9 protein-coding genes and 1 pseudogene are annotated in these 13,087 nt (G+C 36.7%); 4 read left to right on the top strand and 6 right to left on the bottom strand.

Translation table 11 applies throughout. The features are described 5' to 3' along the window. Window positions 1–32 precede the first annotated feature (32 nt). The 4 genes from IPH66_13650 to IPH66_13635 form a co-directional block, all read right to left on the bottom strand. The gene (locus IPH66_13650; protein ID MBK7130388.1) at window positions 33–443 is read right to left on the bottom strand and encodes a hypothetical protein; all 411 of its coding nucleotides are present in this window, start codon (window positions 441–443) and stop codon (window positions 33–35) included. Window positions 444–561: 118 nt separating this feature from the next. Continuing rightward, window positions 562–1,356: a DUF4249 domain-containing protein gene (locus tag IPH66_13645; protein ID MBK7130387.1), complete on the bottom strand. Its 795-nt coding sequence runs from the start codon at window positions 1,354–1,356 to the stop codon at window positions 562–564. Then, a complete protein-coding gene (locus IPH66_13640; protein MBK7130386.1) occupies window positions 1,357–2,160 on the bottom strand; it encodes a DUF4249 domain-containing protein in 804 nt (267 codons plus the stop codon). 6 nt (window positions 2,161–2,166) lie between these two features. Then, window positions 2,167–4,536: a TonB-dependent receptor gene (locus IPH66_13635; GenBank protein ID MBK7130385.1), complete on the bottom strand. Its 2,370-nt coding sequence runs from the start codon at window positions 4,534–4,536 to the stop codon at window positions 2,167–2,169. A gap of 341 nt (window positions 4,537–4,877) precedes the next feature. On the opposite strand from IPH66_13635, the gene IPH66_13630 reads away from it, so the two are divergent. From IPH66_13630 to IPH66_13620, 3 genes and pseudogenes are all read left to right on the top strand, one after another. Continuing rightward, window positions 4,878–5,891: a histidine kinase gene (locus IPH66_13630; protein MBK7130384.1), complete on the top strand. Its 1,014-nt coding sequence runs from the start codon at window positions 4,878–4,880 to the stop codon at window positions 5,889–5,891. A gap of 362 nt (window positions 5,892–6,253) precedes the next feature. Next, a pseudogene (locus tag IPH66_13625) lies at window positions 6,254–7,424 on the top strand (IS4 family transposase). A 73-nt stretch (window positions 7,425–7,497) separates the two neighbouring features. Beyond that, complete coding sequence (locus tag IPH66_13620; protein MBK7130383.1) at window positions 7,498–8,196, top strand: response regulator transcription factor; 699 nt, start codon at window positions 7,498–7,500, stop codon at window positions 8,194–8,196. A 25-nt stretch (window positions 8,197–8,221) separates the two neighbouring features. On the opposite strand, the gene IPH66_13615 is transcribed toward IPH66_13620, so the two are convergent. Further along, window positions 8,222–8,968 carry a capsular biosynthesis protein gene (locus IPH66_13615; protein ID MBK7130382.1) on the bottom strand — a complete coding sequence of 249 codons (747 nt, stop codon included), beginning with the start codon at window positions 8,966–8,968 and terminating at the stop codon, window positions 8,222–8,224. A 50-nt stretch (window positions 8,969–9,018) separates the two neighbouring features. Here IPH66_13615 and IPH66_13610 point away from each other — a divergent pair, with 50 nt between their 5' ends. Continuing rightward, window positions 9,019–10,092 carry a DUF2891 domain-containing protein gene (locus IPH66_13610; protein MBK7130381.1) on the top strand — a complete coding sequence of 358 codons (1,074 nt, stop codon included), beginning with the start codon at window positions 9,019–9,021 and terminating at the stop codon, window positions 10,090–10,092. Window positions 10,093–10,256: 164 nt separating this feature from the next. Here the strand turns inward: IPH66_13610 and IPH66_13605 are convergent, their stop codons facing one another. After that, on the bottom strand, window positions 10,257–12,950 hold the full coding sequence (locus IPH66_13605) for a T9SS type A sorting domain-containing protein (protein MBK7130380.1): 2,694 nt from the start codon (window positions 12,948–12,950) through the stop codon (window positions 10,257–10,259). Between the last annotated feature and the right edge of the window lie 137 nt (window positions 12,951–13,087).

Raw genomic sequence — 13,087 nt, 5'->3', positions numbered from 1 at the left:
ACGAGTTGCATGGTGGAAAATTCAAGCTGTCACTATTTGAACTGCCTAAGCCATTCAATTGCTTTTGCTTTATCACGAAAAACTTTGGTGGGCACCAGGGGTTTATCAAATTTGATATAAAAATTAATCAATATTTTTTGTGCCAACGAGCGAAGAACAAAAGCTTCAGCTGCAGAATATTTCAGCGATTCTTCACTGGCCATAAACGCTCTGGTTTCAGCTTTGAGTGAAGTAAACGAACCTCCGAAAATAATGACTGGCGCCTTTTTGTTTCCTGTTAGTTTTCCAAATGCGTCTACATTTTCAATGACATCTTTGATTTCATAAACGTGCGTGTCATTGGTGTGTAGTTCAAGAATACCGTCATCACGCAGCCTTATCGTTGAGTGCGGATAAATAATTTCATCCACAATATTTTTTGTATCCTGGGTGGTTTTCAGCATGAATCTAAGATACGGAAAAACATCTGTCAAACAGCATGATGTTGTTCGATTATTCCAGACAATTTGCTCAAACTTTGAAATTAGCGATGCGGAAAGAATCAGACGCAGGACAAATTGATTACTCAATCACAACCGACATGGTATCCGTTGTGTAAGTGCCAAAATAACCGATGGCATTTCCTTCCAAATTACTTGTAGGGTTAGCCGGTGCAGTAGAATTTGACTCATTACTTGACAAGGTATAGAAGTAAGTATAATTTGCTTTGTCAAGCGTGATAAGCTCAATAAAAATTGTATCACCTTTGAATGCATCAGCACCAAAAAAAGGTGCATTGTAATTTTGCCCATTGATGAAATCATCATTGCCGATGTAATAAAACTCACGTTGCTCGGTTCCATTAATAAATATACGCACACGATAATGATTCACTTCTGTTGCGTTGTCAGTTGAATAATATTCAATCATATAAGCACTGTCAGTAACTGCCGAAAATGGTGATAAAGAATAAACGATAGAATCAATTTCAGGTTTTGAAAATGAATGACATTGAGATGTGATTATAGTTCCGTTCACATCAATCCATAATGAATAATCATTATCAGGCAACACAACAAAATCATTGTGATGATAATAACCAGGTATGTAAGCATCTTCAGCAAAGACAAATTCATTTCCGTCTTTATCAGTAACTCTTACATCAGCATTTGAAATTTTGTCAAAAGTTTGATCAGTATATACGGCAGAAGTGTAGGATAACATGATATAATTATTCCCGGGACTATCTTTTAAAACAGCTTCGACAACAATTTCGGGCGAGGCCTCATTCAGTTCAAGATCAATTACTTTTTCACATGAAAATAAGCTCAGCGTGATCAATACAATACTATAATATTTCAGCTGATTCAATTTCATTTATTGCGGAATGATTACAGACATAGTATCAGAAGTGTATGCCCCAAAATAACCAATAGCTCCTCCCTCAATATTTGAAACCGGGTTAGATGGTGTTGGAGAAAAAGGATCATCACTACCATTACTTGAAAGACTGAAAAAATAATCATAATTACTTTCATCAACCGATAGTAACTCAATTACCACGGTATCTCCCTTTTCTACAGCGGTTGCAAAAGCCGGTTGAGTATACGTTTCACCGTTAAATAAATCATCATTGGTGATGTAGTAATTTGGATCTTTGATGCCATTTACATACACATTTATCCTATAAAAATTATCTTGATTTGCGTTGTCACTAAAGCTGAAAAAAACTAAATACGTTGTATCAGTTTGCGGACCAAAACTACCAGATTGTTCAAGATAATTCAGTGAATCAAGCTCAGGTTTATAAAAAGTTGGCACTGATGATGTAAAAACTTCGCCATTATACGTGACACTTAAATCATAGTCATTATCTACAAATACTTCAAGCGTTGCATTATTGTAATAACCCGGCATACCGGGCATTTCTGCGAGTGTATAAACAGTACCGGCTTCATCAGTAATGGTTACCGTTGCGCCTGAAAGTTTTTCAAAATCACTCTCTTGATATACCGATCCGGTTTTTGAGAGAATCACATAATTATTTCCGGGTTGATCCATCAACAAAGCTTCAACTACCACGCGTTGTTCAGCTTCATTGAGCGGAATATCAATCACTTTTTCACAAGAAGAAAAACCGATCAGACCAAAAATTGCTGCTGCTATAGAATAACGAAACATAAAAAATCAGAATTTGAAATTATAGGTAATGGAAGGAATCACTTTGAATAATGCAAGTTGCACGGCTTCTGTCTGACCGGTTTCTTCATTTTCTTGAAAAGAAATAGAGTACGCATTTTCACGCGCGTAAGCGTTATAAACAGAAAGATTCCAGCTACTTTCCCAGCGTTTTGGAACTTGTTTTTCTTCTCCTGTAGTTGGATCTTTCACAATTTTGTAGTTTTTATTATTCAGCGTGATACCAACATCCAAGCGATGATAATTTGGCATGCGGTAACCATTTCTCTCAGTATAATAATTTACAATTTGTCCGTCAATTTCATATTTACCACTTGGAAAAGTAACAGCATTACCGGTATAAAAAACCCAAGTTGCAGAAAAAGTTAAGCGGTCATTCAATGTGTAAATTCCAACTAGTGAAATATCATGTCTACGATCTTGTCTTGCAGGATACCACGTATTGTTATTGATCTCATCAAATAATCGTTCAGTTTTTGCCAAGGTATATGCAACCCAACCAGTAAACTTACCTGATTTTTTGCGCAATAAAAATTCCATACCGTAAGCACGCCCACGACCATACAACAACTCACCTTCAACCGTTGGATTTAAAGTTACCTCTGCCCCATCACGGTAATCAATGGTGTTTTGCATGTCTTTATAATAAAATTCAATTGAACCCTCAACAGCATTATTGAAAAAATTGCGGAAATATCCAATGGCAAATTGATCAGCAATTTCAGGTTTGATATTATTGCTTGAAGGCAACCAAATATCAGTTGGAGAAGATGCTGTTGTATTTGAGATCAGGTGAAGGAACTGGTATGTGCGCCCGTAATTTGCTTTGATTGAACTGAGTTCATTGATGATAAAAGTTGCACCTAAACGAGGTGATAATCCATTGTACCATTTAACCACCTCCCAATCACTATAATTTGTTGTATCCGTTACATTGCCATCTTCATCATAGGTGTAAAAATCACCGGGCCCTAATTGAGCAAAATTATCATAACGCAAACCATAATTCAGAACCCATCTTTTTTTAATTTTTTGCTCATTCTGCACATAGAGTGAATTTTCCAAAGAGTATCTTTTCTGAATATCATTCAGCTCAAAATTGATTCCTGATCCGGTTTCAATTTCACCAGGCTTAAAGGTGTGATGAATAATGTTTACACCAAATTTGAATGTATTATTTGAATTGATGTACCAGTCAAAATCTTGTTTTAAATTCATGTCTTGAATTTCAGAACCAATTTCAAAAGTTTCATTACCTCCACCAAATTTTATTTTGTAGTTGTAATTAGAAAAAACGAATGAAGTATTACCAAACAATTTATCTGAATAGATGTGATTCCAACGTAAGGTTCCGGTTGCATTACCCCAGTCAAAACCAAACTGATCACTGAATCCAAAATTATCACGACCAAAATAACCTGATAAAAAAATACGATCATTAGGCCCAATTCTATAATTTGCCTTAGCATTCAAATCATAGAAATAGAGAATAGATTTGTTGAGTGATTCATTATCTGATAATTTCAGAAAAACATCAGCATAAGTTCTGCGACCAGAGATAATAAACGAACCTTTATCTTTCACAATTGGAGACTCAATAGTAAGGCGAGAAGAAATTAACCCAATACCACCGCTCATAGAAAATTGTTTTGAGTTACCCTCTTTCATTTTAATATCCATAACAGAAGATAGACGACCACCAAATTCAGCAGGGGCACCACCTTTATATAATTTTACATCTTTCAAAGCATCAGAATTAAAAACAGAGAAAAAACCCAGCAAGTGAGAAGCGTTGTAAACCGGTGCTCCATCAAGCAACACCAAATTTTGATCAGCACCACCACCGCGCACGTAGAATCCTGAATTACCTTCTCCGGCTGATTTTACACCGGGTAATAATTGCATGGTTTTAAAAACATCTTTTTCACCAAAAATTACAGGAATTGATTCAATCTCGTTGATATCCAATTTTTGTACACTCATTTCACCTGAAGTAACATTTTCATCTTCTTTTACGGTTGATACTTCAACTACATCCAGCACTTTACTATCAGGTGCCAGTTCTAAATCTTGGGTGATATTTTTATCAAGCACCACCTTCACTTCAGTAGTAGTAAACCCGATTGATTTATACTGCAGCGTATAATTTCCTGCCGGCAAGGTGAGAGAATAAAATCCATACGTATTGGTGATAGCACCTGTACCGGGTAATTCCAATACCGCCACGCGTGCACCAATAATATCTTCACCGGTTGCACCATCTTTTAAGGTACCACTGATAGTAAATTTTTCTTGCGCAGTGAGCGCCTGAGTGAAAAATAAAATTGTAACTAGTACAATTGATCTGAGTAAAGCCATTTTTTTCATTTAATTATTCTGTTGAAACACAAATCAACTATTCAAATAACGCATTATACTTTAATTTAGTTTGAATAGTGAGTTGTTTGGGTAGTGACGGTTGAATCCGTTCATTTGTTACAGCAAAGTTGGTTATTAATTTTCAGTTTGTATTTAATTTTCAACGAAACGCCTTGTTTTGTCATTGAACATATAACTGTAACGGGATTGTTTTGTTCAGATATAGATGCATATTTCGTTTAAAAAATAAGGCTGTACATAGAAAAAATATAAAAAGCCGCCGGTCAGACCTTATCTTTACCGGGCAAAACAAAATCACAATATTCACACTTTGGTAATCCATGAGTAATTTGCTTAAATATACCCTGCTTGGTTGGCTTGCCTATACCTTGATATGGATATGGATTATCTCCAATTTCATTGATCTGGGACCATCAGTTATCAGGGTGCTTGCCATTACTATTCCTGAAATGATTTTGTTTTACCTCAACCTGTATTATTTTATTCCGCGTTTTCTTGACAGCAATTCAAGGGTTAACTATTTTATCGTCATACTTGTTGTAATTGGTATTGCTACTTTTTTAGGCGCAAGCGCTGATCTCTATCTTGATATAAAAATACCTTTTCACAATTTCAAACATCTTGAACGACCTTTGTACACATCTTATGTTGCACGCTTTTTTATGTCAGTGATGCCTATTATCGTCAGCTCATTGGTGAATCGTTCAATGCAAGTTCGCAAACAGCGTGAAGAGAGTCTTGAATTAAAAAACAAAATGCTGGAGGCAGAAACGAAAGCATTGAAGGCACAAATAAATCCCCATTTTTTATTTAATAGCATGAATAATATCTATGCCCTGGCACAAGCAAAATCAGACAAAGCACCTGCTGCCATCATGCATTTGTCAGACATATTGCGCTTTGTTACTTATGACAGCAACCAAAATGAAGTTGATTTGAAAGATGAAATAAAAACGATAGAAAGTTTCATCATGTTGCAAGCACTGAAAGATGAAGACCAATCAAACATTCGCATTGAAATTGAAAATCAAAACGGACATTATAAAATTGCACCGCTTCTTTTAATTCCGTTCATTGAAAATTGCTTTAAACACAGCAATCACGATGACAAAGAAAAAGGCTGGATTACTATTCAGTTAAAAGCAGCCAACGGACAAATTCACTTGATCTGTAATAATTCAAAACCGGATCAAAAAATGCGCAATGATAAAACGGGAGGCGTTGGTCTGGAAAATGTAAAAAAAAGGTTGGCACTCCTTTACCCAGATAAACATCAGTTGAGCATTACGGATAGTGAAGAAAGTTATGGGATTGAATTGGTGGTTAGGACTTAGGGGTTATTGACCAAGTGAGAGCAGAATATTTTACTTTGGCAACAACAATATTACTATGGTCACTTTGTGGTGAAGGTGTAGTGGCAATAATGTGGTAACGCGATTAATCGCGTTGCCACATTATTGCCTCATGATTGCCTCATGATTGCCACATTATTGCCTCATGATTACCTCATGGTTGCCTCATGGTTGCCACATGGTTGCAACATAGTAACAATAAAGCCCCAGAACTGGGATTAAAAAATTTTATATGATGAAATCAATAGCGTCCTAAACGATCAATTAAAAAAAGTAAGAGAAGGATAGTTTCTGTAACTCAAATTATCTTTGAGGGCCACAACAAAAAACCAACACCTTCTCCTATGGTAAAATTAACCTTGTTTTCTCAAATAATCTCCAAACTGGATAGATTAAAATTCAATAAGATTGTAAAGGAAAAACAAACAGACAAGCATCAAAAGGGTTACAATAGCTGGACACATCTGATTTCAATGCTCTTTTGTCAATTTGCAAAAAGTCAATCAATACGGGATATTAGCAACGGTTTACGATCAGCAACCGGTAACTTAAATCATATGGGCATAGAAAGAGCTCCTTCTAAATCAACCATAAGCTACCAAAATAAACACAGGGATTGGGAGCTATTTAGAACATACTATTATCATTTGCTGGGAAGTTTAGGACAGCAGGTGGGATTTAAACAGGTTAAATTTAAAATCAAATCCAAAATATTTTTAGTAGACTCAAGTACCATAAGTTTGTGCCTCTCATTATTTGATTGGGCAAGATACAAGACGGCAAAGGGAGCTGTGAAAATGCATACAATGCTTGATTATGATGGCAATTTGCCGGCTTATGTAAATATCACCGATGGAAAAACAGCCGACAATAAAGGCGCATATGATATTCCTTTACTCAAAGGAAGTGTGATTGTAGCAGACCGATATTACAACGATTTTTCATTGTTAAACATTTGGGACAGCAGCGGAGTATATTTTGTCATCAGGCACAAAGAAAACATCCAATACAAAACCAAAAAAAGAAAATCCTCTACTAGATAATCGACATCAGCATATACTCAAAGATGAACTCATTGAACTAACGGGTGTCCTTTCGAAAAAGAAATATCCCAAACCGTTACGGAGAGTATCTGTTTGGGATGAGGTAAATGAGCAGGTAATTGAAATCATCACCAATCAATTAACCTGGACTGCCAATACCATCGGGGAACTCTATAAAAGCCGGTGGCAAATCGAAATTTTTTTCAGAGAAATAAAACAACTCCTTCACATTAAATCGTTCATTGGAACAAGTCATAATGCCGTAATGATTCAAATATGGACGGCATTAATAACAATTCTGATTTTAAAAGCAATGAAAGCAATGGCCAAATTTAAATGGCATCTCTCAAACCTTGTCGCTTTTCTGCGACTCAATTTATTCGTGAAAATTGATCTTCAGCAGTGGATCAATAAACCATTTGAAGAAAGCAAACCTCCGGACAAAGAAATTTATCAGGGGGTTCTGTTTTGAATTTAACCATTTTCTATATCGAAACCCGGCAAATTCAATAACTTTAAACTAAATAAAATTCGTTTAGGACGCTATTGTGATGAAATGTATCATTGCAGATGATGAACAATTAGCAAGACAGCTCATTGAATCTTATTTAGAGAAAATTCAGGGTGCTGAATTGGTGGGGTCTTTTAAAAATGGAAAAGAAGTATTAGAATATCTGCAAAATCAACCTGCTGATTTGTTGATTACAGATATTCAAATGCCGGAACTAACCGGTACTGATTTGGTGAAATCAATTGAAAACGGACCCTTGGTAATTTTCACAACTGCCTATCGTGATTATGCCTTAGAAGGGTTTGAACTAGATGCTATTGACTATTTATTAAAGCCAATTCAGTTTGAAAAATTTGAAAAAGCTATTCAAAAAGCCAAAACATATCTTGAACTAAAATCAGTTAGTGTACAGCAAGCTGATCTCAAGCAAAATTATCTGACTATAAAAGCGGATCACAAATTATACAAAGTACTTTATCATGATATCCGATATATTGAAGGCATGCGTGAGTACGTTTCCTTCTATACATCCAACGGACGCATTACTGCATTGATGGCCTTAAAATATCTTGAAACAAATTTACCGGCTGATATTTTTGTGCGTTGTCACAAATCATTTATCGTCAATAAAAATCTGGTAACAGCATTAGAGGGGAGTAACCTACTTATTGGCGATAAGCAAATTCCGGTTGGGCAAATGTATAAGGAGGATGTGATGAAGCGGGTTTTTTAAAAACACTAGCGTGAGAAAAAATAATTCACAAGAATTTATTCAGCAGATTTTCTTTGGCTATTACTTTGTGAAGATGCGGGTTAGTGCGCAAAGATTCCATCATTTGCAAATGACCAAAATGGTGGCAATCAGAACCAATTACATCAATCCAATCACGGTCAATTAATTGTTCAGCCATCTTTTTTACTTGCGGACCATAGTGACCTGAGAGCGAATTAATATTTAGTTGAAGCAATACACCCCGGTTGCGGTAATCATCAATTTTTTCCCATTGATTAAGATAAAATGGATATCGCTCAACATGAGCCAGAATTGGTTTATAACCGTCAGTTACCAAATTAAAAATAGCTTCTTTAACACGCGGAGGCTCTTCATTAAATGACAATTCAAACAGAATATGTTTACCTGAAAACGGAATCAAGCGATGCTGCTTAATCAAATCATCAAAATGAAAATCAAGATAATATTCTGCTGATGCAACCAATTCAATTTTTAGCCCGGCTTGCTTCATGGCTTCATGCACGTTTGTCAATCCTTGGGTGATGATTTCAGGCGTGTTTTTATAAAAGTCAGACATCACATGGGGAGTTGTAATCACTTTGGTGTACCCCATTTCTTCAAACTTTTTCAAAAGAGCGAGTGTATCATCCATTGATTTTGATCCATCATCAATACCCGGAATCAAGTGACTGTGGATATCTGTCTTTACCAAAGAAAAATCAATTGGCTCTAATGCCTTTTGTCCTCCAAATATTTTCTGAAATATACCCACGTGCTTTCCTTTTTGTAAATTAATCGCTTGAACCAAAGTTACAAATTTGCATGTATAAATTATTTTTTCTTTCTCTTTTAAGTTCGTTTATCGTTTATGGTGAGCAAGCTGATTCATTATTGAATGTTTCTGAAAAAGCATACAAGCAAATTGCAGCATTGCCATTGGAATGCATTCAACAAGAATATCCGAACAAATTGAATCAGGTGCTCACAGACTCCAGCTACCTTCATTCACCAAGGGAGTTGCATCCGGTTTTTTACGGATGTTTTGACTGGCATTCCTCAGTACACGGACATTGGCTGCTTGCCTGCATGCTCAATAAATTTTCGGATGCCGACTGGACCACTGAAATCATTCATTTGTTTGATAAGCAATTTACCCATGAAAATATGCAGGCTGAACTGCGTTACTTTGAACCCAAACTTGAAAAATCATTTGAGCGAACCTATGGATGGGCTTGGCTTTTAAAATTACAAACAGAATTGGTGAAGGCAGATTCAGTTCATCATAAAAACTGGTCATCACAAGTAAAACCACTGTGTGATTTTATTGTTAATTCGTACAAAAATTATTTACCCAAACTAGTGTATCCGGTGCGCAATGGAGAGCATACCAATACTGCGTTTGGATTATCCCTTGCCTATGACTACGCCGTTGCACAACATGACAAATGTTTTCAAGATTTTTTAAAAGAACATGCACTCAGGCTATTTGAGCAAGATTGCAATTGCCCCATTGAATATGAACCCGGAGGATCAGATTTTTTATCTCCATGTTTGCAAACGGCAGAATTGATGTCTAAAATTTTAACCGAAGAGGAATATGAACGTTGGATTAAAAAATTCTTGCCCGCAATTACAAAAAAGAAATTCAATTTAGTACCCGGCATTGTACTTGATCGCACGGATGGAAAATTAGTTCATTTAGATGGATTAAATTTTGCCCGCGCCTGGTGCCTCTACGCTATTGCCAGAAAATTGCCTGACTTACATGAAAATTTATTTCAACTGGCAGATGCTCATGTTATGGCATCATCCGGATATGTTCTGGGCAGTGATTACATGGGCAGTCACTGGCTGGCCTCATTTCTTGTGCTGGCGCTTGAAGAGAGAGAAAAGTGAAGAGAATTAATGTTGAATTTATTTTCTCTTGTTGTACTGATTTGGTCAAGTTGGAATGAACGAGATTAATTAGTTTTACTTTACTCTAAATCACAACTTGTAAATGAAAAGAAAGTTTGCTTGCACTTTTTAACTTTCAGCACAAGCAAACCCAAATCATTATCCTATTTTTTAATAAAAGTCATGTTGAATTGATGTTCAGCAGTATAAACAACAATAAAATAAGTGCCCGGTTGCAACTGGCTTATCTCAATTTGTTTGCTGAAGTCACTCACTAAATAACTTGCTAATGTTTTACCATCAGACGAAATTATTCTCATTATTTCTATCTCTTCATGACATGATACCATCAGGAAATTTTCAGCAGGATTTGGATACACTTTTATTTCAGGTCCACTAAATGTGACTACGCCGAGAAAATCATCTGAATTGTCATTAGGATCAGTTCCATTCACAAGCTCTTGACCATCATTAGTTCCACCGCCGTCAGAATCAGCAAGCAGCGGATCTGTCATTGAAACATTGAGTTCAAAAAAGTCAGTTAACCCATCGTCATCTGTATCAGCGTCAGCAGGATCAGTATCCGTTGTATTTACTTCTGTGAAATCACCTAATCCGTCACCATCAGTATCATTATTATTTGGATTTGTTCCAATAGATATTTCATATCCATCTAATAATCCGTCATAGTCTGAATCAGGATTCAACGGATCAGATTGGTAAATGATATATTCATCAAAATCTGAAAGACCATCATCATCAGAGTCTGTATCATTAGGATTTGTTCCAATCAAATTTTCTTCAGCATCAGTTAATCCATCATTGTCCAAATCATAATCCGGCACAACGTTATCATCGGATCCATCATTAGGATTGGTACTATCAAACAAAACTTCCTGGCCATCTCCAATACCACCTGAATCTGTATCATAAACTGCAGGGTTAGTGTCATACATAGCAACTTCTAAACCGTCATCCAACAAATCGTCATCCGAATCGGTATCCATCGGATTTGTACCGTAAATATTCACCTCCGCTCCATCTGTTAAACCATCATCATCTGAATCTGTATCCATTGGATCAGAACCATAAATAATTTCTTGCGCATTGCTCAATCCATCACTATCATCATCTCCGGCAAGAGCATCGTCAGAACCATCATTTGGGTTTGTACTTGCATTCACTTCATCACCATCACTAACACCACCGTCATCTGAATCAGAATCCAATGGGTCAGTAGAATAAATATTTACTTCTTGACCATCGGTTAGATAATCATCGTCTGAGTCACTATCTGCCGGATTAGTTCCATAGGTTACTTCATCTAAATTTGATAAACCATCTGCATCATTATCATCATCAGCCGGATCAAGAGGATCAGAGCCTTGATCAATTTCATGTCCGTCAATATCTCCACCATCATCTGTATCGCTGTCAAGTGGATTTGTTCCATAGTTACTTACTTCGTCATAATCATCCAACCAATCATCATCGGTGTCTGGATCATTGGGGTCAGTGCCGGCGGCAATTTCATCAAGATTGCTGAGAAAATCGAGATCATTATCATCATCCGTCGGATCATTTGGGTTGTAACCATTTTGATATTCTAACCCATCAGGCGCTCCGCCATCATCCGTATCAGCGTCATTTGGATCTGTTCCGCTTGATGACAATTCTTCACCATCTCCTAAATCATCATCATCCGAATCCCAATCTGCGGCGTCTGTCTCAGATCCATCAGCGGCGCCATTGGCATTGACATCTTCAAGATTATCATCAAGCCAATCGTAATCGCTATCCATTAAAAATGGATTAGTAATTGTTGCAGGATCCGCATCAGCAATAAAAAATCCAAGATCAGTCCCTGAGCATTCAGGAGCAGAAAGTCCAAGTTCTACACCATCAGAAATTCCATCAGCATCTGTGCTAAAAAGAAAAGGATTAGTGCCTTCATTTAGATATTCTGTTCCGTCAGAAAGACCATCATCATCAAAATCACAATCAGTATCAGATAGCCCTAAACTATTTTCAAGATTAAGAGGGAGTCCATCGCCATCAGCATCACCAGCACCCGCATCATCAGCATTATCAAGTGGATTTGTAGAGGCAAGAATTTCCATACCATCACCTGCACCACCTCCATCAGTATCAAAAAGTAAAGGATTAGTTCCATAACTATTTACCTCATTTCCGTCAGTTAGTCCATCATCATCTGTATCATCATCTGCAGGATTTGTTCCTATTCCAATTTCAAATCCGTCAGTTAAAAAATCTCCATCTGAATCCAAGGCAAAAATATCGTCTGCGCTATTGAGTGGATCTGTGCCATAAGTATTGACTTCAGCGCCATCGGATGCCCCACCATCGTCTGTATCCAAATCAAGCGGATCAGTGAGGTAATTAAAAACTTCTTGCCCATCAATTAGTCCATCAGCGTCTGAATCCATCATTGAGGCATTAGTTTCAGTGCCTGCATCATCAGAGCCATTGTGGTTGACATCTTCATCACCATCGGGTAATCCATCAGAATCAGAATCTGTATTATTGGGGTCAGTTACATAAACTGGGTCAGCATCCTGTATGAAAATTCCTAAATCTGTATCAGAACATCCTGCAGTAAATCCAAGTTCAGTTCCATCCTGTATGCCATCTCCATCAGTATCAGATTCAAGAGGATTACAGTTATAATCAAAATAATCCTCATAGTCATTTAATCCGTCATCATCCGTGTCACAATCATTTGGATCAAGACCATTTGAAATTTCAAAACTATTAGGTATTCCATCACCGTCGTTATCTTGCGAATAAGACAATTGAGAAAATGCAGTCAGTACAAAAAAGAATAACAGTTTATTCATAATATCAAGAATTTGATTCGGTTATGGTATCGCTTACAAATTTTCAGATTGATCTCTATCATTTAGTGCAAGTTACAAAAAAAGCTCTTGAACTTTGGTGAGTGAAGCAACAAATCCATCCGAAGTAAGCATAAAGC

The sequence above is a fragment of the Crocinitomicaceae bacterium genome (assembly GCA_016708105.1).
Lineage (GTDB): Bacteria > Bacteroidota > Bacteroidia > Flavobacteriales_D > Crocinitomicaceae > JADJGJ01.
The sequence above is the reverse complement of the archived record's forward strand: the minus strand, read 5'-3'. Positions and strand labels throughout refer to the sequence as shown.